At 52.3% G+C, this 26,350-nt stretch carries 14 protein-coding genes; 11 read left to right on the top strand and 3 right to left on the bottom strand.

Translation table 11 applies throughout. The features are described from left to right. Positions 1-102 precede the first annotated feature (102 nt). Both AC0YN0_RS01940 and glpX read left to right on the top strand, forming a co-directional pair. Entirely contained in the window at positions 103-8,571 is an 8,469-nt protein-coding gene (locus tag AC0YN0_RS01940; RefSeq protein WP_475819767.1) for a carbohydrate binding domain-containing protein, read from the top strand. 267 nt (positions 8,572-8,838) lie between these two features. Further along, positions 8,839-9,855, top strand: a complete 1,017-nt coding sequence (glpX, locus tag AC0YN0_RS01945) for a class II fructose-bisphosphatase (protein ID WP_475819768.1) — start codon at positions 8,839-8,841, stop codon at positions 9,853-9,855. 72 nt (positions 9,856-9,927) lie between these two features. On the opposite strand, the gene AC0YN0_RS01950 is transcribed toward glpX, so the two are convergent. Both AC0YN0_RS01950 and AC0YN0_RS01955 read right to left on the bottom strand, forming a co-directional pair. Further along, the gene (locus tag AC0YN0_RS01950; RefSeq protein WP_475819769.1) at positions 9,928-11,004 is read right to left on the bottom strand and encodes an RDD family protein; all 1,077 of its coding nucleotides are present in this window, start codon (positions 11,002-11,004) and stop codon (positions 9,928-9,930) included. 211 nt (positions 11,005-11,215) lie between these two features. Further along, positions 11,216-11,755 carry a phosphatidylglycerophosphatase A family protein gene (locus AC0YN0_RS01955; protein WP_442050517.1) on the bottom strand — a complete coding sequence of 180 codons (540 nt, stop codon included), beginning with the start codon at positions 11,753-11,755 and terminating at the stop codon, positions 11,216-11,218. A gap of 130 nt (positions 11,756-11,885) precedes the next feature. Here AC0YN0_RS01955 and AC0YN0_RS01960 point away from each other — a divergent pair, with 130 nt between their 5' ends. The 9 genes from AC0YN0_RS01960 (at position 11,886) to rdgB (ending at position 24,109) form a co-directional block, all read left to right on the top strand. After that, positions 11,886-12,947: a GerMN domain-containing protein gene (locus AC0YN0_RS01960; RefSeq protein ID WP_475819770.1), complete on the top strand. Its 1,062-nt coding sequence runs from the start codon at positions 11,886-11,888 to the stop codon at positions 12,945-12,947. 188 nt (positions 12,948-13,135) lie between these two features. Beyond that, entirely contained in the window at positions 13,136-15,370 is a 2,235-nt protein-coding gene (locus AC0YN0_RS01965; RefSeq protein WP_475819771.1) for a helix-turn-helix domain-containing protein, read from the top strand. 392 nt (positions 15,371-15,762) lie between these two features. Next, positions 15,763-17,373, top strand: a complete 1,611-nt coding sequence (locus AC0YN0_RS01970; RefSeq protein WP_475819772.1) for an extracellular solute-binding protein — start codon at positions 15,763-15,765, stop codon at positions 17,371-17,373. Between the two features lie 102 nt (positions 17,374-17,475). Continuing rightward, positions 17,476-18,369: an ABC transporter permease gene (locus tag AC0YN0_RS01975; RefSeq protein ID WP_475820875.1), complete on the top strand. Its 894-nt coding sequence runs from the start codon at positions 17,476-17,478 to the stop codon at positions 18,367-18,369. Positions 18,370-18,416: 47 nt separating this feature from the next. Continuing rightward, positions 18,417-19,292 carry a carbohydrate ABC transporter permease gene (locus AC0YN0_RS01980; RefSeq protein WP_475819773.1) on the top strand — a complete coding sequence of 292 codons (876 nt, stop codon included), beginning with the start codon at positions 18,417-18,419 and terminating at the stop codon, positions 19,290-19,292. A 115-nt stretch (positions 19,293-19,407) separates the two neighbouring features. Next, a complete protein-coding gene (locus tag AC0YN0_RS01985; protein WP_475819774.1) occupies positions 19,408-21,144 on the top strand; it encodes a hypothetical protein in 1,737 nt (578 codons plus the stop codon). Positions 21,145-21,215: 71 nt separating this feature from the next. Then, positions 21,216-22,226 (top strand): LacI family DNA-binding transcriptional regulator, encoded by a 1,011-nt coding sequence (locus AC0YN0_RS01990; RefSeq protein WP_475819775.1) that lies wholly within the window; start codon positions 21,216-21,218, stop codon positions 22,224-22,226. Between the two features lie 476 nt (positions 22,227-22,702). Next, positions 22,703-23,443 (top strand): ribonuclease PH, encoded by a 741-nt coding sequence (gene rph / locus AC0YN0_RS01995; RefSeq protein ID WP_442050950.1) that lies wholly within the window; start codon positions 22,703-22,705, stop codon positions 23,441-23,443. Between the two features lie 6 nt (positions 23,444-23,449). Beyond that, positions 23,450-24,109: an RdgB/HAM1 family non-canonical purine NTP pyrophosphatase gene (rdgB, locus tag AC0YN0_RS02000; protein WP_475819776.1), complete on the top strand. Its 660-nt coding sequence runs from the start codon at positions 23,450-23,452 to the stop codon at positions 24,107-24,109. 294 nt (positions 24,110-24,403) lie between these two features. On the opposite strand, the gene asnB is transcribed toward rdgB, so the two are convergent. Continuing rightward, positions 24,404-26,248, bottom strand: a complete 1,845-nt coding sequence (asnB, locus tag AC0YN0_RS02005; protein ID WP_475819777.1) for an asparagine synthase (glutamine-hydrolyzing) — start codon at positions 26,246-26,248, stop codon at positions 24,404-24,406. Between the last annotated feature and the right edge of the window lie 102 nt (positions 26,249-26,350).

Below are 26,350 nucleotides of genomic sequence, written 5' to 3' on the forward strand. Positions count from 1 at the left end.
CCTGTTACCTGCAGTGTCATTATCGAACTGTAAGAGCAGGCTGATTTTTTATGCCTAATAACGGCTTAATCGATGGATTTGAACGAGAAAGGACGGAAAGTAATGACGAAAAAACTGATTTCGCTGGCACTCGTTTTCCTTATGCTTGCGTCATATATTCCGGCAGTATCCGCACAGTCCGCAAGCAACGGGGAATCGGCGCATTGGGGTGAGGCTCTTCTAACCAAGTGGGTAGACAAAGGGCTGCTAACCGGGTATCCCGACGGCAGCCTGCAGCCGGATCGGAGCGTAACGCGGGCGGAGTTCGCCAAGCTGATTCAAGTTGTATTCGGGTTGAAGGGAAGCGGGAAACTGCCGTTTGTCGATGTGCCAGAAAAAGCGTGGTACTATAACAGCATTGCATCCGTGTGGAAGGCAGGGGCGATCAATGGTTACCCGAGCGGATTATTTAAGCCGGATGCTCCGTTGACGCGACAGGATGCGGCGATGGTAGCTGCACCGTTGTTCAAGCTGCCTGAAGTTGCAGCAGGAGGTTTAGCCGGATTTAAAGACACTGATAAAGTAAGCGCTTACGCAAAGGCTTCGCTTGAGAAGATGATAGCCGGAGGGTATATGAAAGGATATCCGGACGGCTATTTGCGGCCGCTGCGTCCGATTACGAGAGCAGAGGTTGTAGCCGTACTGGATCGGCTTGCCACGGTTATTATTAATGAGGCAGGCACAGTGGACCGTTTTGATTCTACTGGCAATGCGGTTGTAAATACGGAAGACGTTACGTTGTCCGGCGGGACGATTGCGGGAGATCTCTTCTTGTCCGCGGGTATTGGCGAAGGAAGCGCCTATGTGAAGAATATGACGGTGAAAGGCACGGTATATGTAAATGGCGGCGGAATCAACAGTATTCATTTTACGAATTCGTTGATAGGTTCGATCATTATTCATAAGCCGGATGGTCCGGTTCGTGTCGTAATCGACGGGCAATCCTCGGTTAATCGCGTTACAGTACAAACAGGAGCAAATGTGGAGGTTGGAGAAGGCTCGACGATCTCGGAGCTGGCGATTGGAGAAGAAGCATCTGATACGGAGCTAACGATTGATGGGTCTGTTGAACATATAGACAATAGCGGCGACAATACGGAGCTTAATGGCGCCCCGTTAAATAAAGGTGAAGAGGCTTCCGTTAAGGATGGTGTTGTAACGAAAGGCAGCGATCAAGGAAGCGGCACTGGCGGCGGGGGAGGAACAGGCGGCGAGCAGCCGGATGAGTGGAAGCTCGTTTGGAATGACGAATTCGACGGCACAGGTGACAATGTCGATACGAATGGGGTCAATCTCGACAAATGGGCTTATCAGAACGGTACGGGTTCGGATTATGGTCTAGACGGTTGGGGCAATAACGAGCAGCAGTACTACCGTCCGGAGAACATTGAAGTGGAGGACGGCAAGCTGACGATTACTGCGGACGACGATGGTTACGGCGGCAAGCCATATACGTCGGGCAGGCTGTTCACGTCTCCGACGTTCACGAAGACATACGGCAAATTCGAAGCGAGCATCAAGATGCCAGTAGGCGAAGGCATATGGCCTGCGTTCTGGATGATGCCGCAGGACAGCGAGTACGGCGTATGGGCGTCATCGGGCGAGCTTGACATTATGGAAGCAAGGGGCAGACTGCCGGAGGAAGTGGGAGGTACGATTCACTACGGCCGCAATTGGCCGAACAACAAGTCCACCGGCGATGAATATCATTTCCCGGAAGGCGAAGACATTACGGGTTACCATACGTATGGCGTCGAGTGGGAACCGGGTGAGATTCGTTGGTACGTTGACGGCAATCTGTATCAGAAGCTGAACAACTGGGACAGCATCGGCGCGGATCAGCCGGCCAAGTATGCGTACCCTGCGCCGTTCGACAAGCCGTTTTATATGATCTTGAACTTGGCGGTAGGCGGGAATTACGACGGAGGACGCACGCCTGACCCGTCTCTGCTTCCGGCCAAGATGGAAGTCGATTACGTACGCGTATACGAATTGACGGGCAGGCCTTACAAGCAGCCGGTCGAGCCGACGTTCGAAGCAGAGCCGTATCCGGATACATACAAGGAGCCGGTGAACGGCAACTTCGTATACGATGCGGCATTTAACCAGCCGTTCACGACAATTGCCGAGCCGAATGTGGCGCTGAACGAGCAGTATTGGAATTTTGCCCATATCAGCACATTCCTCGGTAACGGCTCGATCTCTGTCGATCCGATTGACGGTGTCAGGTACGCGAAGGCAGCCATAACTTCTGGAGGCAACGCGGCTCATGCCGTACAGCTGATCCAGAATGTTACCTTGGGCAAAGGCAGATGGTATAAGCTGTCGTTCGACGCGAAGTCGGACGCGAACCGGACGATGACCGTCAAGTTCGGCGGCGGGGAAAGCAGAGGGTGGACGACGTATTCCGATACGCTGGAAGCGAGATTGTCCGGCAGCCTGCAGGCCTATGAGATGACGTTCCAAATGGGAGCGGATACCGACCCGCTCGCGCGACTCGAGTTCAACATGGGTCTAAGCACGAATCCAATCTGGCTTGGCAACGTGAAGGTCGAAGAAACGACAGCGCCGGATCCTTACAACGAAACTTCGCCGAAAGAACCATTGGGCGGCAACCATGTATATAACGGCAGCTTTGATCTCGGCCGGTTGGATCGGATGACGTATTGGAACTTGAAATCGGCATCAGGCGCGAATGCTTCCGCATCGGTTAATCCGAGCGCAAGAGAACTTCTCGTTGATGTGAAGACCAAAGGGAATGCGGCTGGAGCAGTCGAGCTATCGCAGCCAGGCATGAACTTGATTAAGGATAATGATTATAAAATCAGTTTCAAAGCACGCGGGACTGCCGCAAGGCATATAAGCGTAGCTGTTCGGAGTGCGGACGGGACGAATTATGCAGCTCCGCAATCCGTTTCGCTTACGGCATCGATGGATACGCATGAAGTGTTGTTCACGATGGCGAATGATACGGATGTGGCAGGGGTGCTCGTGTTCCAGCTTGGAGGCGAGCAAGCCGATGTGTACATCGATGACGTATCCATGATAAGACTGACGAACAACAATGCGGGCGACCTGTCCCTTAACGACCAGTTCCCGGTGAAGAACGGCGATTTCTCGAACGGCACGGCTAGCTGGGCGGAGCATGTGCAGGGGCGTTACGACGGATACGGCTCGAATGCAGCTTTCTCGGCCGCGGCTGGCGAATTGAAGATGGCAGTCACGAATGAAGGTACGGAGCCTTGGCATGTCATGCTGATGCAGACCGACTTCGAGTTGTTCAAGGATCAGACGTATACCGTATCGGTTGATGCGAGAGCGTCGGTGAACCGTGAGATCGAGATCGTGGTTGACGAGAGCAACAGCAACCGTCTGTTGTCGGAGAAGGTGCAATTGACGGGCGAAATGCAGACATTAACGTTCGAAATGGCAATCGGGCAGAACACGACGGCATCCCTCAAGCTGCTTCTCGGCAAGCTGCAGGGTGCAGCCGCGATCGGCGCGCACGACATTTATTTCGACAATGTGCGGGTCGAGCTGAAGGAAGCGCGGAGCAAGGCGTTCCTCTTGCAGAACGGTTACTTCGATGAGGAGTTGACTGGATGGAGCGCTCATATCCAAGGCGTATATGACGGACCGTCAAGCGCAGAGGTTACGGCGGACGAAGATGCGCTGAAAGTAAGCATTGCGCATTCGGGCATCAATGCGTGGGATGTTCTCGTTCAGCAGCTTTCCATGGCATTTGCCAAAGACAAGACTTATATCTTGTCATTCGATGCACGCTCGACCGTGCCGCGTACAATAGAAGCGATCGTCGAGAACGGTACTTATTTCCGTCATTTCGAGACGGATGTGGAGCTTGACGAAATAACGAAGTCGTTCAGCTACGAATTCACGATGGCCGGGGAGGACATTGCCGGCCTGAAGTTCCTGCTTGGGAATCAAGACGGGGCACCGTCTCCGGATGCCGACCATCATATTCTGATCGATAATGTGCGGCTTGAGCTTAAAGGTGCGAAGGAAGCGACCGGCGAGAAGGTCAGATCGGGCAACGATATCAGATTGCCGGCTGCTCCGATCTTGACGCCAGATGCCGCTGACAACGCGATAGGCGAAGAGGTTGAGCTGACGTTCGCCAGCAATGCGGCTTGGGAAGCGGCCGTTCGCTCGGTGTCAATCGACGGCGTGGCTTTGGCAGCCGGCGATTATTCGCTGGAGCCGGGCAAGCTGACAATCGATGCCGGCAAGTTCACTGCTGCGAAGACGTATGTGATAGCGATTCGGGCAACCGGCTTCGAGCCGGCCGAATTACGGCAGGAAATGCAGGCTGAGCTCATGTGGAGCTTAACCTGGTCGGATGAATTCAACGGATCGGACGGCGGAAATCTCGATACGAACGGCGTCGACCTGAGCAAATGGGCGTACCAGGAAGGCAATGGCACGGAATACGGCGTTCCATCTTGGGGCAATAACGAGGAGCAGTACTACCGCAAGCAAAATATTAGTGTAGCCGACGGGCTGCTGTCGATCGAGGCCAAGAAAGAGAGCTTCGGCGGCAAAAACTATACGTCAGGCAGATTATGGACATCGCCGACGTTCAGCCAGGCGTACGGCAAGTTCGAGGCGCGCATCAAAATGCCAGTAGGTCAAGGGATATGGCCGGCCTTCTGGTTAATGCCGAAGGATCAGGAATACGGAGGCTGGGCATCCTCCGGCGAGATTGACATTATGGAAGCGAGAGGCAGGCTGCCGGGCGAGGTGGACGGTACGATCCACTACGGCAAAGGCGCTCCGAACAATAAAGCGACAGGCGCGAAATACGAATTTCCCGAAGGAGAGAGCATTGCCGAATTCCATACGTACTCCGTGGAGTGGGAGCCTGGCGTAATCCGCTGGTACGTAGACGGCAATCTGTTCCAAGAAATTAATGATTGGCATAGCTGGGGAGTAGATCAGCCGGAGAAATACGCGTTCCCGGCTCCATTCGACAAAGAGTTCTATATCATTCTGAACCTAGCTCTCGGAGGCAATTACGACGGCCAACGAGCTCCCGACGATTCGAAGCTTCCTGCGAAGATGGAGGTCGATTACGTCAGAGCTTACGAGCTGACGGGTCGCCCATATCAGCAGCCGGCCGAGCCGCTGCTGGTGAAGGAGCCGTTCCCGCAAGGCGGCAAGCCGGCGGTTGGCGGCAATCTCGTATATGACGCCGATTATGCGCACGGCATCAAGGATGTTAACGCGGCATCTCCGGCGATGGATCCGCAATATTGGAACTTCGTGCACGGTGCCGACTTCGGCGGAGCCGGAACAGCATCGGTGGAGTCGATCGGCGGTGTTCCGTACGCGAAGCTCGACGTGACCAATGGCGGCAACGCGCCGCACGCCTTGCAGTTCATTCAGTATGTGACGCTCGTCAAAGGCCATGCGTATAAGCTTAGCTTCGACGCGAAGTCTGCCGCGGCTCGCAGTATTGCGGTCAAGCTGGGGGGAGACGAGGACAACGGTTGGTCCGCATACTCGGACAGCTTTGAGGCAGCGCTTACGACAGAGGCTGGACACTATGAATACCGCTTCCTGATGACGGCGGATACGGATAAGACAGCCCGGCTTGAGATTAATATGGGCTCGAATCCAAACGATGTATGGATTGGCGGCGTGAAGCTGGAAGAGATCGAGGTGCTGAACGATCCGAACGGTCCTAAATCTCCGCTGGGAAGCGGCAACCATGTGTACAACGGGGGCTTTGACCTTGGCACGATGGATCGGATGGTCTATTGGAATTCAGTAATTGGCGAGACGGCGGATGCGTTATTATCCGTTGATCCTGCCGAGCGTCAATTGTCGGCCGTCATCGAAGACGGTGGTTCAGATGCTGCGCAGATCAAGTTGATCCAGCAAGGAATCAATTTGCTGCAACAGGATGAATATAAGCTGACCTTCGACGGTTCGGCAGAAGCGCCGCGTACGATCGGGATTGCTTTCGTCAGCAAGAACGGCAGCGTGACGTATTCCGGTCCGCATACGATTGCGCTGGATACGGTAAGTGACTCGCATTCGGTAAGCTTCACCATGCCTGCCGGAATCACCGACGAAGAGGCTCAGCTCGTCTTCCTGCTCGGCGGCGAGGATGCGGATGTAAGGCTTGATAACGTGAAACTGCTAAGGCTTACGAACTTGAATGTCGATTTTACAGGCATTGATCTATTCCCGCTGAAAAACGGAGATTTTGCTTTCGGAATTGACGGCTGGGAGCCGTTCGTGCAAGGCGGCAACGCGCAATTCAGCGGAACGGACGGCGCGGCGAAAGTTGCGGTGGCAAGCCGCGGCAACGAGGCTTGGAATGTCATGCTTAACCAATCGGGACTGCAATTATCCAAAGGAGTGACGTACACGCTGTCTTTTGACGCTAGCTCGACCGCCGTCCGTGATATCGAAGTCGCATTGGAGAATGCGGGTTATACGAGACGCTTCTACTCCGGTCCGTTAATGATAGGTCCGAGTGTGCAGCGCTTCTCGTTCACGTTCCGAATGACGACGGACGATTCGCTAGCGCTGAAATTCCTGCTCGGCAAAACGGTACAAAGCCCAGACGGAGCGCATGACATCTTCATCGACAACGTCATGCTTGAAGTACAAGGCGCGCCGGTCATGAGACCGCCCACGCTGGCTGCGGACGCAACGAATAATCGCGTAGGCCAGCCGGTGGACATTCGATTCGCGGCTAACGAGACATGGAAGGACGCGATAACATCCATCGAAGTAGACAGTGAGACGCTTGATCCGGAACAATATGAGGTACAATCAAGCAGCATCATGATAGATTCGGATGTGTTCGCTGACGATAAGCTTTATGCGATCGTCATCAAAGCGGCTGGTTATGGCGATGCCGCGGTCAGTCAGCAGCTAATGCCAGGCGACGGCAATCTGGTATTGAACGGCGATTTGTCGAGCGGCTTTGCTTCTTGGGAAAATTGGGTCGGCGAGGGAGGCGTGGCCGACCTGACGGCCCACAACGAAACCGCCAAGATCGACGTCCACTATCCGGGCAATGCCAGTTGGGCGATCCAGCTTATGCAAAGCGGCATCATGCTGCAAGCAGGCAAAGCCTATGAGCTGAGCTTCAACGCTTGGTCGACGGCGGGCCGTCCCATTGAGCTCGAGCTTACCGGCTACAACAACAATCAGAAGATTAGCTACAATATTACAAGCGATTCTAATGCTGTATACAAGAGAAGCTTATTGCCCGGCGCAAATGTAAACCTAACACTGAAATATTTGCTCGGTAATGTAACGAACGCAGGTGGAACGACACCGGTGCCGTCTCATACGATCTACATCGATAATGTATCGATCACGGAAGTGACGCCGGGTCCTGCATTAACGCCGGATACGACGGACAACAAAGTCGGGCAGCCGATTGTCGTCACCTTCGCCGATAATACGGCGTGGCGAGCAGCAGTAACGGGCGTTAACGTTGACGGTATCGCTGTCGCGGCGGAACATTATTCGCTGACTGCGGGTCAGCTTACGCTGAACGCGGGCTTGTTCCCGTCGATCAAGACGTACACGATTGCTATAGAAGCGCATGGTTACGGCGCAGTCATGGCTGAGCAGCGCGTATTGACAGCTGCGAACAATATTGCGCTTAACAAGTTAGCGTCATCGTCACTATCTAACGCGACGATGCCGGCTAGAAACGCGTTCGACGGGACGCTCGGAACCAGATGGGAATCGGCCTTCGACGATAATAGCTGGGTAGCGGTCGATCTTGGTGCGATCTATTCATTGGATAACGTTGTCTTAGCCTGGGAAGGGGCATATGCCTCATCCTACAAACTTCAAGTATCGAGTGCATCGGTTCCAGGGGAAGCAGACTGGACCGACGTCCATGTCAATCCGAACGGTACAGGCGGCACGGAGAGCATTCCGCTGGCCGTGGAGGAAGCTCGCCATATTCGTATGCTTGGCGTAGACAGAGCGACCCCATGGGGATACTCGCTGTATGAATTTGAAGTGTACGGCGATTGGATACGGGATGTTGAAGACGGAAGTTGGCCGGGCACGGACCCGGGTCCGGGTACCGATCCAGCGGGCGCGAACTTCGCCCTGGATAAATCGGTTACCGCCTCGAGTATCGGCGAAGGCTTCACAGCCGACCTGTTGACCGACGGCGACCTGGGAACGCGTTGGTCGGCCGACTGGGCCGCCAATCAAGATGGGACGATGCGTCCGGAATGGGTGTATGTCGATCTCGGTCAGTTGCGGACTATTGAAAAGTTTGTGCTTGCTTGGGAGACTGCATACGGCAAAGCCTTTGAGATAGCGGTGGCGCAAGAAGGTGACGATTTATCTGCTGACAGCGAGGACTGGGTAGTCGTTCATGCCGATAATCGAACGCTTGCCGCAGATGAGCTGACGGAAACGATTGAACTGGATGAAAGCGTGCAAGGTCGTTATGTACGGTTGTATATGACGGAGAGAGGTTTCCAAATCTATGGCCCATCGTTAATCGAGCTGGAGATTTATTAGAATGAACGGGTGACAAAAGAGCCGGAGCGGCTGGAGCTCCGGCTCTTTTTGTCGTCTCAATAGAAGCGTGATGGAGTAAGTAAACGTTCTATTTGTTGATATTGTGGAATGATAATCTATTTATGACGGTTAATGATTATTTAATCAACATAATAAATTATATATTGCGTCATATATAAATTTATGATACATATTAAATAACGGAAACGAAAATGGAGAGCCATACGCATGATTCCGTCACATTAGAGCAGGGGAGAAGAGTCGATTATGGAGAGAGAGTTAGCGCTTGAAATCGTACGTGTAACGGAATTGGCGGCTCTGGCGTCTGCGCCTTGGATGGGCAGAGGAGATAAGAATAGTGCGGATGGCGCAGCGACTTCCGCGATGCGAGCGATGTTCGACTCGGTATCTATTCGCGGAACGGTCGTTATCGGCGAAGGGGAAATGGACGAAGCGCCGATGCTCTATATCGGGGAAGAGGTCGGCAGCTTGAACGGACCGGAGGTCGATGTGGCGGTAGATCCGCTCGAAGGTACGGAAATCGTGGCTAAAGGGCTTAATAATGCAATGTCCGTCATCGCTGTAGCCCCCAAGGGGCAGTTGCTCCATGCTCCGGATATGTACATGGAGAAGCTTGCATTCGGTCCTGCATTAGTTGGCAAGCTTAGCATTACGGATCCGATGGAAGTAACGCTGGAGAAGGCGGCGGGCGCCCTGAATAAGAAAGTTTCCGATCTTACGGTTATGATTCTAGACCGCGAACGGCACGAGGAGCTCGTTAAGGTGCTTCGCAAGGTTGGGGTGCGCATTAAGTTCCTATCGGACGGGGACGTAGCAGGTGCTATGGCACCAGCATTTCCCGAGGCGGGCATCGATCTGTATGTAGGCTCTGGCGGAGCACCAGAAGGCGTGCTTGCCGCAGCTGCGCTCAAATGCTTGGACGGTGAGCTCCAAGCTAGACTTATGCCAGCTGATGATCAAGAGTATAACCGTTGTATCCAGATGGGCATCTCCGACCCTTACCGCGTCCTGACAATGGACGATATGATCGGTACAGGGGATGTCATATTCGCTGCAACAGGCGTTACGCCGGGCGAGTTCTTAGGCGGCGTTCGCTACTTGTCGGACCAGCGTGCCGAGACCCACTCCATCGTCATGCGCGCCAAGACGAAAACGATTCGTTTCGTCAAATCGCTCCATTACTTGCCGAACAAGCCGCTGCTCGATGCCGCTTTGGTGAATGCGGGCAATGAGCAGTCCATGCCGATAAGCGTTGGGGAGTAGCTGAACCTAAGGAAAGAAGACACCGGCGTGGTGTCTTCTCAGATTGTCCATTTGTCGCTGAAAGCACTGCGATTAAGCCTCAGGGATGGTTTCCTCTAGACTCGACACGACATCATGGAGCTCGGCTTGAACGCTATCGTACTTAGAAGCAAGCGTCCATGCAAATACTTGGTGGTAATGTGTATCGGTTTCGATCGTAGTAACAATGTACGCAATATTCATACCGTCGTACTCCGACTCGAAGCTGAGCTGATAGGCAGGATAGTTGCCGATAAATGTCTCGGCGGTCGGATAATAGATCTTGTCGGATGCTGTAAGCTCTAGCGCAGCCTCCATATCTTGATGGTAGTCGGACAAGGTATAGCCTTCCTCAAAATCGCTTTTGCTCTCCGACAATACAAATAGGTATTTCTCTGAAAACAGGTTAGAGATTGAAATGTCGGCCTCGTCATTCAAGCTTGTGTCTTTGCGCCAATCCGCGGGAGCGGTTATTTGAAACTGCCCGTCCACGCTAAGAAATCGTTCTGGTTCTTTAGGCGTAGTATCGATGTTGGCTAAGGCCATAATAGTCAACACAAGCACCAAAACCGCGTAGACAGGGAAAGCAATCGTCATTACTATCATTTTTTTTCTGCTAGTAGGCGGCAAATCTTTCACTTTGACTACATAGGTATTGGCTACCATATCGCCAATCCGTTGTTTCTTTCTTGTTGCAAGAACGCTAATGCCGGCAGGCAGTCCGCCAAACAGTACCGGATTAGTATCGACGAGGCGTAAAAGCGTTCTGATCAGTCCTTTGACGAAGCCAGGAGGTTGTCCATTTGCGTTTACCGCTTGAATTCGCAATGCGAATTTTCCTGCCGTGTATCCGGTTAAGCCTTCTAGCAGCAAATAATAACAGATGGCAATCAATAGCGGAGCAAATACAAGCAGCTGCGGAATTTCCTTGAATAAATAGGCAGCAGCGCCGGTTGTTAACGTGATGAGCAGGAAATCGATGATCGTAGCTGCCCATCTTCTAAAAAACATAGACGAGCTGTAGGTCGAGCTGAGTTGCTCCATATTGCCCTTATTATCAAAGGCATATGGATTTGCGTAGGCATCATTCGCAGATGCGGTCGGAAATTTGTTCACTGGGATTTGTTCCATTAATTACACCTCATAAATAGTAAATGTAGTTAATTTTAAACTTCCCATAATTCTCTTGTCAACCTTTATTTTCCTAATTAGTAGGATGGACAAAATCCGTTTAACTATATATTTCCTTGATTAATGTGGTTTTCAGTTGCTTGGTTGCGAAAAAAAAGGGACTGTTTACAAGGTCGAATATGACCTTTATAAACAGTCCCTTCTATCGTTGTTAATCGAGCGGGGGCGTCGTTACGCCTTCGCGTTCCGCTTGTTTGCGGTGAGCGATGCGGCTGGCAGCCGATGCGGCAATCGCTCCGACGATATCGTCGAGGAACGTATGGCAATCCCCGTCCGACTTGTCGTTCAGCTTAACGAGAATGCCCGGCTTCAGCTTGTCGATATATCCAAAGTTCGTGAAGCCGATGCTGCCGTATACGTTGACGATCGACAGCGCCAATATTTCGTCGCAGCCGTACAGTCCTTCGTCATGCTTGATCATATCCTGCAGCGGAGCCATCAGCTTGCCTTCTTCGGCAAGAATGTCCAACTGGATTCCCGTTAGTACGGCATTTTGCACCTCGCGCTTCGATAGGACGGCGTCAACGTGAACCATGCAATCCTCGGGCGTTAAGTCCGGGAAGTAATCCTTTTGCAGAAAATGAACGAGTTCGGCGATCGCTTCCTTCTTCACCCCGCGCTTCAATAGCCATTCATTCGTCGCCTCTGCCACTTTGCGGCTGTTCAGGCTGTATTTCTCCGTATTGCTCATTCGTATATACCCCCTCAGAATTTGTGGACAAAACTGGTCTAAAACAGGGAAGGGCTCGTATACATAGTACTACAAATAAGGAGTTGTACAAAGCCGACAGGCAAAAAATGATTGGGGAGGAAAGGTTAATATGGTTCAAAAAAGTTGGATTCGTCGCACTGCGCTCACGGGTGTGTTGGTGCTGCCCATACTGACGGCGGGATGCGGGCTGTTCTCGCAGGAGACAGGGAAATCGATTGATCCCCCGCAAGTGGAAGAGAATGCGAACGGCACGGACAACGGTCAGACGGGACAGGCTGATCCGCAGGGACAAGGCACGCATATGACTGTTTATTTGCAGGACCGCAACGGTTACTTGGCACCGGTATCGATCGATACCTCGCTTGCCGCGAACGAGGCGGCCGGACAGAAAGCGCTGGAGATGATGGTAGAGGACGGTACCTATGCTACTCTGCTGCCTGAAGAATTCCGCGCCATGATCCCGCAAGGCACTCAAATTAAGTCTTTCTCGGTGGACAAGGAAAACAAGCTTGCGCGGGTCGATTTCACCGAACCGTTCGCTAACTACAATCCGCAGGATGAGCGGGCGATCGTCGAAGCGATAACTTGGACGCTGACGGCAATTCCGGGAATTGAGAACGTCGAGCTCTCGCTTGAAGGCGAGAAGCTGTCCGAGATGCCTATGGATGCATTCCCGCTTGATCTGGCGCTTAATCGCGATATCGGCATCAACATCGAAACGGCTGATGGCGTGAACTATATGCAGTCAACGCCGGTTACGCTGTACTTCTCGGCTAAGACGCTCAGCGACGATCAATACTATGTACCGGTTACAAGGCTGATCAATAACGACAACGATATGCCGACTGCGGAAGCAGCCATGGAGCAATTAATCGCAGGCCCTCTTAATAAGAAGGAACTTACGAGCATCATCTTGCCAGAGGTTAAGGTGACGAGCGTCGAGACGAAGGACGACGTCGTTACGGTCGATCTGGAAGATGCAACGTACGAGGCGGGCCAACAGATGCCTTCCGAAATGCTGCAGGCCGTCGTGCTGTCCATCACGGAGAACACGGGGGCAGCCCAGGTTCAAATTCTAATCAACGGCGAAGCGAATGTCGTCGACGATCAGGAGAAATCCTATGTTACGCCGGTAGGCCGTCCAAACTTCGTGAATGCCCTCAAATCTTAACACGCGTAAGAGTCGTGTAAAATAATCGCAAGACGGTACGGGAGGTTGCTCCTGTACCGTCTTTTTTCTATTTCGATTAATGGTGAGCCATGCTACAATGGATGCATGAAGTAAACCGCTTAACCTAAAAATTCCACATCTATTTGATAGCGCTTACAGAATAGACGGTTACTGGCAGGAGGTTGTATATGCTTAAGCTTAACAACTGGTATTTCCGGTTGCTTGTATCTTATTTTCCGATTTTGGTGCTTACCGTATCGATGATCATCTTTTTGTCGTTCATTGCGGTCAACGAAATATCGCGCTCCGAGACGGCGAAGGCAGACAGCATAACGACTGGTTATGTAGTGGACAGCATCGAACGCGCCATCCGTGAAGTTGAGTTTAATGCGCTGAATGAAGCCGTGAAAAATAAAAGCTACGCCGCGTATTTGAATGGCTCGTCCGAGACGAACGACCGATACAATGTTGTCCATAGTTTGCGATCGCTTGTCGAGGATAGCGATTTGCTCGATTCCATCTATTTGTACAGGCAGTCCGATGACAAAGTATTGACGTCAAGCGGGCAGACCGAGCTGGCGGATTTCGGAGACCGGGAGTTCATTTCCCGCGCGAAGGAAAACCGCAATTATACGGGATGGTCGGCATCCCGGGAGTACCGGGAATATGATCAGCTTAAGCCGGTCAGGGTCATCACCATGTATAAACAGACGCCGCTTCCATTCGGGAAGGACGGTATCCTTGTCATTAATATCGATTTGTATGTAGTCGATCAATTGATTGGAAGCATGACGAATCACCAATTTTCGTTCATGCGGATAACCGACGGTGCCGACCAGCGGATTTATCCCGCATACAATGGCGATGAAGAAGAGGCAGGCGGCAATGTACTGACGACGATCACCTCGAGTTCACTTGGCTGGACCTTCAAGAGCGGCATCCAGGCTGGGCAATTGCTTGGCTGGGTATCCGTCGTTTCTTATGCATGGGTGATCATTGCGGTTTTAACATTTGCGGTCGCGATCATTTATATTATTTGGGTAACACGCCGCAACTATAAGCCGATCCGTCTTATGATGAATCGGATCCAGGCGCTCCAGCTGCGAAGCAGCGACGGGAAAGCGGTAAGGATGGATGACTTGACGGTTATTGACCGCGCGCTCGAGAATTTAATCGATCAGTCGCAAGACTATGAGAAGGGGCAGCGAGAGAGCGTTATGCTTCAGCGCAGGCAGCTGTTTAACGAGCTCATTAGCGGAGAACGAAGCCAGCAAACGATCGAGCGGATGCGTAAGCTGAACCTTCTTCCGAATGCCGGGCGGTATGCGGTTATGATCGTCAGGCTGAACAGGTACGATGATTTCCAAACCGAGAACAGTCTTAACGAGCAAAATGTACTGAAATTCGCGCTTAGCAATGTCATGCAGGAACTTGCCTCGGGCGAAGGGTTGATGGGATGGGGGGAATGGACGGCACCGGATCGGATCGCCTTTGTGTTCGCCGTTCCCGATACCGATGCTCCGATGCTGGAGCAGCTTCACACGACAGCTTCCGTTGCAAGGCAATGGGTAAGAGAGCACTTGCGCTTCATATTGTCGTTCGGAATCGGTTCGATTGCAGACGACTGGAGCCGAATTGGACAATCGTACCGCGACGCCTTGTCCGGTATGGAATATCAATTGTCAATCGGCAAAAGCGCGATCACGTTCAGCGGCGATATTCCGAAGAACAATCAGCCAGGGATGTTTAATTATATGCAGATGTGCACGGACTGCGTTCAGGAAATCAGACAGACGAACGAGAACTGGCAGCCTACGCTCGAGCAATTATTCAAGCAGCTGGAGACGGATACGCTGAGGGATGAAGATATTCATTCGCTGATGCAATTATTCGTGCAACTGCTGACCCGCGAGCTGAAGGATTTATCGGCTGCGTTGAACGAATGTTTGGAAGACGATAAGACGTCCGCGCTGCTTGAAAAGCTAAAGGCTTCGTCGTCCTTGACAGAGATGAAAGAGCAGCTGCTCGATTATTTGTTGTATGTCTATGAGACGTACGTGGCGATGAGCGAAACGAAAAGCTACAAAACGATGATAACCGAGATGAGAGCATACATTCAGGAAAACTTTGCGGATCCGGACTTGTCTCTCAAGCATTTGAGCGACCGCTTCCAAATCTCGGGCAAGTATGCGAGCTATCTGTTCAAGCTGGAGTATGATATGAAGTTTGTTGATTTTCTTGTGCAGCTGCGGATGCAGCAGGCGGAGCGCTTGCTGGCCGAGACGGATGAGACGGTACAAAGCATTGCGCTTCAGGTTGGTTACGCGAACTCGATCACGTTCGGGCGGGTATTCAAACGTATCATCGGCGTTACGCCGGGTGAATTCAGGAAGCTTAAGATGCGGCCTTCTGCCCTGACATAGTTGTCTCGGGAGTGAAGTGGTTAGTTTGTAATTACGATGAGTTGGTTACGGCAGCGGCAGTCCGAATAAGGAGCTACATTCGGAATGCCGCTGTATTTGTTTCCAATGATTATAGCTTATCGTCGGAATCCGCTTTATTACGGCCTTTTCGAACGCGTATGGAAAACGGTTTATGTAGGGAAAATAATCTATTCTAGTTGGATAAAGCCTTATACAACAAGGGTTTGGAGCAACGGTTTGCCACGCCGAAACTGGTTTATTGTCATTGCTTTGCAAGTCGTGCCATACTGAGGCCACTTCCCAAACACGGGCCGCAAGCCACGATTGAAAGCGCGAACAATTCCGGGGGACAGGAAGCAAATTGATGGGGAAGAAAGAGGGGTTGGTATCAAATGGTAAAGGTTGCAAACGTAAAAAAGAAAGCCAGTACGCTCCTAGCACTCACACTCGCATCTACAATGATTCTAAGCGCATGCGGCAACAACAATGACAACAAAGGCAGCGAATCAACAGGGGGCGAAGGCGCCTCCAGCAAACCGGTAACGCTTAAGGTAGAAGTGTTCGACCGGGGCAATTCGCCTTCCGGATCGACCATTACGAAGAACTATCTAACAACCTATGCACAAGACAACTTCGGCAAGCCGAACAACATCAACCTAGAATACGTACCAGTTCCGCGGTCGGAAGAGATTCAGAAGCTTAACGTACTGATGGCGAGCGGAAGCGACGTACCGGATATTGTATTTACGTATGATTCGCCAACCTTTTATCGTTACGCGCAGCAAGGCGGTCTGACTGAGCTCGGCGAGCTTCTCGATCAGTACGGTCCTAACCTGAAGAAATTTCTGGGTGAAGACACGATTGCTTACGGCCAATACGACGGCAAACAGTATGCGCTCCCGGCAAAGCGTGCGCATCTAGGCAAATACTCGTCGTTCATTCGTCAGGACTGGCTCGACAAGCTGAACCTTCCGGTGCCGCAAACGACAGATGAACTATACAGCACGTTAAAAGCGTTCAAGGAAAAAGACCCGGGTCAAACGGGCGGCAAAGTCATACCGCTCGGCATGGCGCTTGCTTCGGCGCAATACGAACCGCTCATATGGTCGTTCATTCAGCCAACGACAGAAGAGCAGCGCTACACGTTGACGCAGCAGCTTGGCTCGAATGATTATCCTACGCTGCTTCCGGGGTTCAAGGATGCATTGCAATTCATGAACAAGCTTTATAACGAAGGTCTGATGAGCACCGACTTCAGCCTCGATGAGGATAAGAAAAAGCTGGGTGAAGATGCGGCTAAAGGCTTGGTCGGATTCTTCAGCGAAGACGATATGAACCCGTTCTATGCGGACGGCCTATACGCTACGCTTCAGAAGAACATTCCGGATGCGAAGCTCTCCTCGGTTGATGTGTACACGAACTCAGAGGGCAAGCATCCGAAACCGGAATATGCGCCGGTTGGTCTCTATCTGATGATTCCAAAAAGCAGCAAGAACGCCGTAGAAGCCATCAAATACTTGGATTGGATGGCTTCCGGCGACAACCTGCTGAACATGCAAAACGGCGTAGAAGGCGAGAACTACACGCTTCAAGACGGCGTTCCGGTTTCAAAAGCCGATGCTACTGAAGAAGCGAAAAACCGCATCTACAACTTTGGCGACATGGCCATCATCTCGAACGGCAAGCAGCTTGGCGAGACAGAGAAAAACGTTGAGGCTTACGTATTCGGCATGCCGGAACAATTCCGCGATGAGACGCGTAAGGCGTTAACGATCTCTAGAAGCGATACGATCAAGCCTGTCCAGTTCGATCGTCCGATTGAGTCGCAGAGTAAATACGGTACGGCGCTGCGCGATAAGTTCCACGAAATGATCGTCAAAACAACGATGGTGAAGCCGGACCAATTCGAGAGCACGTTCGAAGCGATGTTGAAAGACTACATGGCTAACGGCGGTCAAGCGATCTTGGATGAACGCACAAAAGCTTATGAGGCTATGAAATAAGCGTAAGCGACGACATCAAGCAGCTCGGAGACGAAAAGCCACGCGTGGCTCCCGTCTCCGGGCAACACCGTAAAGAGATAGGAGTGGATTGCATTGAACACGATCGCGTATTTACGTAGATATTGGCAATTGTATGCGTTGCTCATTTTACCGGTCAGTTACTTCATTATTTTCAAATATGGACCGATGTACGGCATTATTATCGCGTTTAAAGATTTTAACTTTTTCCAGGGCATTAACGGCAGCGAATGGATCGGGTTCGACGCTTTCAAGGAAGTATTCGCGATGTCGGACTTTTACAAGACGCTGCGCAATACATTGATGCTTAATGGCTTGGATTTGCTCGTATCGTTCCCGGCCCCTCTACTCTTGGCTATTATGCTCTATGAGCTGAATATCATCTGGTTCAAGAAGCTATCGCAAACGATATTGTACATCCCGCATTTCATTTCGTGGGTCATCATCGGCGGAATCGTCTACCAAGTGTTCGGTACGCAGTCCGGCATGATCAACAACATTATCACCTCATTAGGCTTCGATGCCATTCCGTTTCTGACGAATAAGAGCGATTGGCTCATTACGTATTTGGTCGTTGGCGTGTGGCAGAGCGCAGGCTGGGGAACGATCATTTATTTGGCGGCTTTAACCGGCATCAACCGGGAATTGTTCGAAGCGGCCGACGTTGACGGCGCGGGCCGACTGAGAAAGATTTGGAGCATTACGCTGCCATCCCTGAAGCCAACGATCGTTACGCTGCTCATTATCAATGTGGGCCACATGATTGCGATCGGGTTTGAACGACCTTATATCATCGGCAATACGGCCGTTCGGGATTATTCGGATGTGCTCAGCACCTTTGTATACCGCATCGGCATCGAATCCGGCCAATATACGCTTGCTACGGTTGTCGGCTTGTTCCAAGCGGTTGTCGGACTTGTCTTCGTACTAGGCGCTAACTATTTCTCAAAAAAATTGGCGGACCAAAGCATTCTATAACAACAAAACAACCTTCTGTTCTCGAAAATTGGAAAGGAGCGATAGACATGAGGGATCGACAAGCAAGCCGATCATTCGATGTTATCAATGTGATCGCTATAATATTTTTCGTGCTGCTGTGTCTGGCTCCATTTCTTCATATACTGGCTATCTCCTTAAGCTCGTCGCGTGCCATTATGTCGGGCGAGGTCAGCCTTATTCCAGTCGAACTTAATTGGAGTTCCTACAAGCAGGTGTTCTCCGACGTGTCGATGATTCGTTCGCTCGGCTTTACGATCATGATGACGCTGCTGTTCACCGTGTTATGCATGCTGATGACGATCGCGGCGGCTTATCCGCTTGCCAAGACGAAGCTCAAGGGACGCAAGATCGTCATGTTCATTATCGTCATTACGATGTTTTTCAGCGGCGGGATCATTCCTGAATATATGCTTGTGAGAAACTTGAACTTGCTTGACTCGATCTGGGCGCTTGTGCTGCCCGGGCTGATCAGCCCGTTCTACTTGATCATTCTTATTACGTTCATGCAAAATATTCCCGATTCGCTGGAAGAATCCGCAGAGATCGATGGCAGCTCGTACTTCCGCACCCTGGTCAGCATTATCGTACCGCTGTCGCTGCCTGTTATCGCAACGTTAAGCCTGTTCTACGGCGTCGGCCGTTGGAACGGATTTACCGATACGCTTATGTACATTACAAGTCCTGAAATGTACCCGCTCCAGTTGAAGCTCTATCAGCTTGTGCAGAACAACATGGTTAGCGAGCTCATGCAAATGGAAGGGGCAAGCGGACAGTCCATGCTTCAGCCGGAAAGCTTGAAAGCAGCGAGCGTCATCTTCGCAACCGTACCGATCTTGCTCGTCTATCCGTGGCTGCAGCGGTATTTCGTCAGCGGGGTGATGCTTGGAGCGGTGAAAGGTTAACGTACAGATCAGCATGCATATTCACCGGTTCACGCCATCGTTCCGGCTCGTTTCCTGCGAGCTTGCGAGGCGTGAGCCATTATTCGTTTTCATGGAAACAGGGAGGAATCTGACTATGTATAAGAAGCTGGTTGCCGTCAACGATGGCTGGGTCACGCAAGGAATGGACAATCAAATAATGGACAGCGGCAGCCGTTTTTATGGCGGGGTAGCCGATCATGACAACGGCATTGCTTGGGCGACCCATACGGGAACGACGGCGGTTATGTCGATATGGGCGTGTGCGCTTGTATGCGAAGATTCGCGTTATTATCATGACGAGCTGCTGCGGGAGCGTCTGGAGCTTGCTGCGGCGTTTATCGTTCGCGCGCAGCACGAGGACGGAAGCATATCGCCCGGCTGGACGAATATGCATTCTCCGCCGGATACCGCATTTGCGGTCGTCGGTCTTGCGCAGCAGCTTGAATTGTTGGAGAGGCATGATTGGTCGGCGCTGGAGGGCATTCGCGTCAACCTTCGAACATTCCTGGAACGCTCGGCACAGGCGCTGCTGACAGGCGGCTGCCATACGCCGAATCATCGGTGGGTGCTGACGGCGGCGCTTGGCTTCGTGCACAGGCTGACCGGCAATGAGAAGCTAATCGTTCGTGCCGATCAATGGCTAACGGAAGGAATCGACTGCACGGAGGACGGAGAATGGACGGAGCGCAGCAACGGCATCTATAACGGCGTAAGCGATATCATGCTGTTCCATACGGCGGAGCTGCTTGGAAGACCTGAGCTGCTTGAGCCGGTTCGTCGCAACTTGAGGATGATGGCTTATCTGATTCATCCCGACGGGGAAGTCGTCACCGATTACTCCGGTCGGCAGGACTTCGGGCATAAATTCGATATGTCGAGTTACTTTCAAGTATCCAGCATTATGGCGCATCGCGATCAGGATCCGTTGTTTGCCGCCATCGCAGCGCTCGGAGGAGAAGCATTGGACCGCCCGGACGCGAGTTCGAACAACGGTTTTATCGGATATTTGCTATATCCGGAGCTGCAAAAGTCCTCTGTCGAACGGGGCAGTCTGCCAGACCATTATCGGGTCATTATTAACGGACAATTTCCTCGGGCTCGCTATTTAAGCGGGATGGATGCCGCGGGTCACGGCGGCAAAATTTATCATAGCCGCCTTCATCCCGAGTTCGGCGCTCCCGTTGCCCGGCAGCGGGAAAGCAAGACGAGCGTTACAGTCATGACGGAAACCAATTCGTTCTTTGCGCTTCGGCATGGTGACGCGCGTCTGCTTGGCGTGCAGGTCAGCAGCTCGTTCGAGCCAGGTTTCGTTAAGATGAACGAGCTTGCGCAGCTTGAATCCGGCTACTTGTTGACAGGGACCGAAACGAAAGGTTATTACGGTCCGATTGCAGGCGATCGCTTGCCCGTTACGGCCAGCGGTCCGGTCAGCCCTTGGTATTTGCTGCCGCATCAGCTGCGCGAAGTAACCCATTTGCAGGAGCATCATGTGCAAATCGAGCTGACGGAATCGCAAGCCGGCTGGCAACTGCGCGTTAGATGCGACATGCCGGACGTGCTCTTGACCCAGATTTCGTTCGTGTTCGGGAAGGAAGGGGCGTTTGCAGGCGGCGAATTGGCTCCTGCCGAGACGGGTACGCAATTTTGGAAGGAAGGCACAGTACGGTATTCGGCAGGCAACGAGTGGATTGAGGTGGATGGCGGAGCGCATGAGCATAGAGCCCGTTCGATTCGCGGGGCTTCTTTCCCGTCAGACTGTCAGACGCTAGTCGTTAACGTGCTGACACCGTATGACAAAACGTTCGATATTCGGCTCTCGCCTGCGAGATAATCGTTGAATACGGTCTCCTTAGCGCGCATAATGGAAATGAAAGCGATAACAAGCGAATGGAGAACGTTGTCATGAAAGCGACCATATATGATGTTGCCAAAGAAGCAGGTGTATCCATTGCTACCGTATCTCTTGTCATCAACGGCAAAGGCAAGATCAGCAAACAACGCCGTGAGGAAATTAGGAGCATTATGATGCGCATGGGTTATAAACCTAGCATGATCGCTTCTGCGCTTACGGGCAAGAAGACATATGCGCTTGGCTTGCTCGTGCCTGATATCTCCAATCCCTTCTTTGCCGAAATCGCGAGGGCGGTCGAGGACGAGGGACAGCGCCATGGCTACAGCGTCTTTATATGCAGCACGGATAACAAGGACGAGAAGGTAGGGCACTATGCCGATCTGCTGCAGCAAAAAAACGTGGACGGGGTAATTATCGGCACAGGCATCAAGGAGCTGTCGGTGCTGGAACCGCTGTTGAACGGCGGCGTACCGATTACGTTTCTTGCCCGTGAATTTCCTTCCGTTGAGGTGCCGTCCGTCGTTGTAAACGATTATGAGGGCGGATTTGCAGCGGCGGAGCATTTTATTGCGCTTGGCCACCGCCGTCTCGCCGTATTAGCCGAGCAGGATTCGATCAGCAGCAGCAGGGAAAGAGTGCGAGGATTCAGACAAGCTGCCGAAGCTATAGGCCTGTCTCTCGATCCGGCGCTTGTGCTGAGCAGCAGCGTCAATGAAGGCAAGACAAAGGCGCTGGAGCTGTTGCAACGACATGATCGTCCTACCGCCATCTTCTGCTGCAACGACCTGCTTGCGATCGGCACTCTCCGGGCTGCCAAAGAAATAGGTCTTCGCATTCCGCAGGATTGCTCGATTATCGGGTTCGACGATACGGTGCTCGCTTCCGTTACGGATCCGCCGCTTACGACGATTGCCCAGCCGATCGAACAGATGGGGCAGATTGCCGTACAGCTTCTGGTCCGAAATATCGGGCAGCGTGGTGAGCGTCCCGAGCGAATCGTGCTCCGTCCTGAATTATCGGTTCGACAATCGACGATGGCCCCCTGGGATGTTTACTCTTAATTGAACCCCAGCTATTCGCTATATAAGCGGATAGCTGGGGTTTTTTAATGGATTTACGAGACTGTTAATTCATAATTGATCTTTTCAGGCCCGAATCCGAAGTTCCGACCTCTTACTGAGATTACGTTTTGCCTGTATTTCATACAGTCTAATCGGTCCCAATCGCTGTTAAGTGACTTTTGAGTGGAAAACATACAGGCAAAACGGGCATTTTAGCCCTCAGCAACCTTTTTTGGTCCATTTGACTGCACAAAATCCAATCAAAATCTTACAACTTCTCGTTACTAAGCTTTTAATTGTATGAAATCCATTCAAAGGTCAGCAGCGTGCTGTTGTGTGACTTGCTATGCAGCAAGGCCTAGCGTGATAAAATGTAAGAGGTGCTTTTCGCCATTCACTTTGGTAAAATAGGAAGGATTGCACGAAGAGGCATTCCATGAGTTGAAATACGAGAGCGGTTCAGGAGGAAGACACGAATGAGATTGGACGGACGTCAGACTAACCAGCTTCGGCCGGTAACGATAACGACAGGTATTAACAAACATGCAGAAGGCTCGGTGCTCATCGAGGTCGGCGATACGAAAGTGATTTGTACGGCGAGCGTAGAGGAACGCGTTCCTCCATTCATGAAAGGGCAAGGAAAAGGCTGGATTACGGCCGAATACGCGATGCTTCCGCGCGCAACCCATTCCCGCAACATTCGCGAAGCGGCAAAGGGCAAGTTGACCGGCAGAACGATGGAGATACAGCGTCTGATCGGGCGTGCGCTGCGTTCGGTCGTTGATTTGAAGGCGCTCGGCGAGCGCACGATAACACTCGACTGCGACGTCATTCAAGCGGATGGCGGGACAAGAACAACCTCGATTACCGGCGCGTTCGTTGCGCTTGCGATTGCAGTTAATAAGCTGGCTGAGAATAACGCCAAGTTCGATAAATATCCGATTACTGATTTTCTTGCATCCGTCAGCGTTGGCGTTATCCAGGAGCGAGCGCTGCTTGATCTGAACTACGAAGAGGATTCCAAAGCGAAGGTCGACATGAACGTCGTTATGACCGGCAGCGGCAAGTTCGTAGAGGTGCAGGGCACTGGCGAAGAAGCGCCGTTCACGCGCGAAGAGCTTAACCAGCTGCTGGCGCTGGGCGAAGAAGGCATTAGCGAGCTGATCGTGAAGCAGAAGGAAGTGCTGGGACCGATCGCAGCGCGTATCGGAGGCTGATTACATATGGCTAATTCTTTTTTGGCGGCAAGCAACATTGTCGTGGTTGCAACGAAGAACGCGGGCAAAGTGAAGGAATTTGCTCACGCGCTGAGCAAGCTGGATAAGGAAACGATAAGCTTGCTCGATTATGCGGATTTTCCTGATATCGTCGAGGACGGCGACACGTTCGCGGCCAATGCGCGAATTAAGGCGAAGACGGCAGGAGATGCGCTCGGCGTGCCAGTGCTAGCCGACGATTCGGGGCTGCGCGTCCATGCGCTTGGCGGCGAACCGGGTGTTTATTCGGCGCGATATGCCGGCGAAGGAGCCAAGGATGCGGACAATAATGCGAAGCTGCTTCGCGAGCTGTCACGGCTCGAGAACGAAGGCGTCATCCAGGTCAACGAAACGCTTGCCGATGGCTCCAAGCTGCTGAGCGGTGCTCAGTTCGTCTGCGCCCTCGCGCTGTATGATCCGGCAACGGGGCAGTTTCTGGAGACGGAAGGGACGGTTGACGGCTGGATTACGGACAAGGCGCATGGCAACGGCGGCTTCGGCTACGATCCGCTGTTCTGGCTGACAAGCCTTGGCCGCGGAATAGCCGAGCTGTCGACGGAGGAGAAGCAGCAAATCAGCCATCGCGGCGATGCACTGAGGAAGCTCATTACCTTGCTAGAACAATAGCGAACGCAACATATGAATGAACAAAACCCCGCTTGCGCAATGCTTCGTAAATGAAGTGTCGCGCGAGCGGGGTTTTTAAATTGTAGTGCGGACTGTACTGACCTTTAATGCTGGTTTATTCTCTTTCCTCTCACCAATACGGACTCAGCGGACGCTAGCTATGTCAAACAGCGCTAATAAGTATGGGGAAGGATCCAATAGAGTCACCTCGGTCCGCAACCGCGCGTAATGATTGTAATACAGCCTTTTAGCGTCGCTTGTGTCCATATTCGAGAGGAACCTAGAGGGCGTGGCTTAGCCGATAACGACTTTATAATGCTTCAGCCACAGATTAACTTGATACAGATAGGCGAACAATTGAGGGCCGGACATGAGCTGGCCGAACCAAGGGATATTGGATTTCGCAGCATCGGATTCCGCTAGTTCTCTTACCTTCTTCACGTTGATAAGCGGGAGCAACGGAGAGGAAGGATCATTCAACACATCAAGCAGGAGGCCTTTGACCGCGGCCAGATAGTTCGGGTTATGCGTCTTTGGATATGGGCTCTTCTTGCGCGTAATGACGTCATCCGGCAGTACGCCCTTCAGCGCTTTGCGCAGAATTCCTTTCTCCCGGTCGCCCGAAGTCTTGATTTCCCACGGAATGTTCCACACATATTCAACAAGCCGGTGATCGCAGAAAGGCACGCGAACTTCGAGTCCTGCCGCCATGCTCATCCGGTCCTTGCGGTCGAGCAGCGTCGGCATGAAGCGGGTAATGTTCAAGTAGGACATTCTCCGCATCTTCTGCTTCTGCTCATCTTCGCCGTCCAAATGCGGAACCTCCGCAATGGCTTGCGCATAACGATCGCCGATGTAATCCAGCGGCTTAATCCACGCCGCTACATCGGGCGCGAGCAGATCCGCTCGCATATTCGAAGCGAGCGACCAAGGGAACGTGTTCGCGCTAAGCGCATCCTCGCGGTGGAACCACGGATAGCCGCCGAATATTTCGTCTGCGGCTTCGCCTGAGATCGCGACGGTAGCGCCTTTCTTGATCTCATGGCAGAAGAGGAGCAACGAAGCGTCAACGTCGGCCATACCGGGTAGGTCGCGAGCGAAGGTGGCGGCTTGCAGCGCGTCTACAAGCTCCGGCGTATCGAATTGAATCGGGTGGTGAATGGTGCCGAGATGGGATGTCATCCGTTCAATCCACGGCGCATCGCTATTCGGCTGGAACGCATGCGCCTGGAAGTGCTTGTCGTTATCGGTATAGTCGACCGAATACGTATGCACATTCCCTTGCCCGTTCGCATCGTAATAGCGGACAGCGAGTGTTGTCAAGGCGCTGGAATCGAGTCCGCCCGACAATAACGTACAGACGGGCACGTCCGAAACGAGCTGTCGTTCAACTGTATCCTTCAGCAGCTCGCTTACATGCTCTGCTGTTTCGGCGATATTTTGCAAATGAGGGCTGCTTTCCAGCTTCCAGTACGTAATGGTCTTAACGCCGGCGTGGGTAACAGACATACAATGTCCTGGCTTCAGCTCGCTAATTTGTTTATATACGCCATGACCTGGTGTCCGCGCCGGGCCTAAAATGAAGATTTCGGCCAATCCCTCCGCGCCGACCTCCGGCTTCACTGCCGGATGGGCTAGGATAGCCTTCTGCTCCGATCCGAAAATAAACAAGCCGTCCTGCGTACTATAAAACAGCGGCTTTACGCCAAGTCTATCTCTTGCCAGAAACAGTTCTTGCTCGGCTGTATCCCAAATGGCAAAAGCGAAAATGCCGTTAAACCTTTCCAAGCATGCCTTGCCCCATTCCATATAAGCGACGAGCAGCACCTCAGTATCGCAATTCGTCGTAAATGTCCGGCCTCTGCTCTCCAATTCCTTGCGCAGCTCCAGCGCGTTATATAACTCGCCGTTATAGACGACGACGTATTTGTCATCGCCGGTATGGCGAATCATGGGCTGAGCGCCGTTCTCGGGATCGATGACGGACAGACGCCGATGTCCCAAAGCGCAATGCGCCGAGATCCATGTGCCCGATGCGTCAGGTCCGCGGGGCGCTAGCGTGTCGGTCATCTTCTCCAGGCTAATGCTTTCCTTGGTCAGGTCACGGGTCCAATCGATCCAGCCGGTAATTCCACACATCCGTCTCATTCCTCTCTATTGCTGGACTCCAGTAGCGATAATAACAGTTATATGCTGAAAATAGGCATAAAATGTCTGTCCATAGGGGGAAGCTAGAGGAGG

Source organism: Paenibacillus sp. J22P218 (assembly GCF_056269195.1).

Bases quoted from the DNA above. Each gene is read 5' to 3' on its own strand.
- AC0YN0_RS01965 (WP_475819771.1), top strand. From the start codon at position 13,136: ATGCTTAAGCTTAACAACTGGTATTTCCGGTTGCTTGTATCTTATTTT.
- rdgB (WP_475819776.1), top strand. From the start codon at position 23,450: ATGGCTAATTCTTTTTTGGCGGCAAGCAACATTGTCGTGGTTGCAACG.
- AC0YN0_RS01950 (WP_475819769.1), bottom strand. From the start codon at position 11,004: ATGGAACAAATCCCAGTGAACAAATTTCCGACCGCATCTGCGAATGAT.
- AC0YN0_RS01955 (WP_442050517.1), bottom strand. From the start codon at position 11,755: ATGAGCAATACGGAGAAATACAGCCTGAACAGCCGCAAAGTGGCAGAG.
- glpX (WP_475819768.1), top strand. From the start codon at position 8,839: ATGGAGAGAGAGTTAGCGCTTGAAATCGTACGTGTAACGGAATTGGCG.
- AC0YN0_RS01985 (WP_475819774.1), top strand. From the start codon at position 19,408: ATGTATAAGAAGCTGGTTGCCGTCAACGATGGCTGGGTCACGCAAGGA.
- asnB (WP_475819777.1), bottom strand. From the start codon at position 26,248: ATGTGTGGAATTACCGGCTGGATCGATTGGACCCGTGACCTGACCAAG.
- AC0YN0_RS01990 (WP_475819775.1), top strand. From the start codon at position 21,216: ATGAAAGCGACCATATATGATGTTGCCAAAGAAGCAGGTGTATCCATT.
- rph (WP_442050950.1), top strand. From the start codon at position 22,703: ATGAGATTGGACGGACGTCAGACTAACCAGCTTCGGCCGGTAACGATA.
- AC0YN0_RS01960 (WP_475819770.1), top strand. From the start codon at position 11,886: ATGGTTCAAAAAAGTTGGATTCGTCGCACTGCGCTCACGGGTGTGTTG.
- AC0YN0_RS01940 (WP_475819767.1), top strand. From the start codon at position 103: ATGACGAAAAAACTGATTTCGCTGGCACTCGTTTTCCTTATGCTTGCG.
- AC0YN0_RS01970 (WP_475819772.1), top strand. From the start codon at position 15,763: ATGGTAAAGGTTGCAAACGTAAAAAAGAAAGCCAGTACGCTCCTAGCA.
- AC0YN0_RS01980 (WP_475819773.1), top strand. From the start codon at position 18,417: ATGAGGGATCGACAAGCAAGCCGATCATTCGATGTTATCAATGTGATC.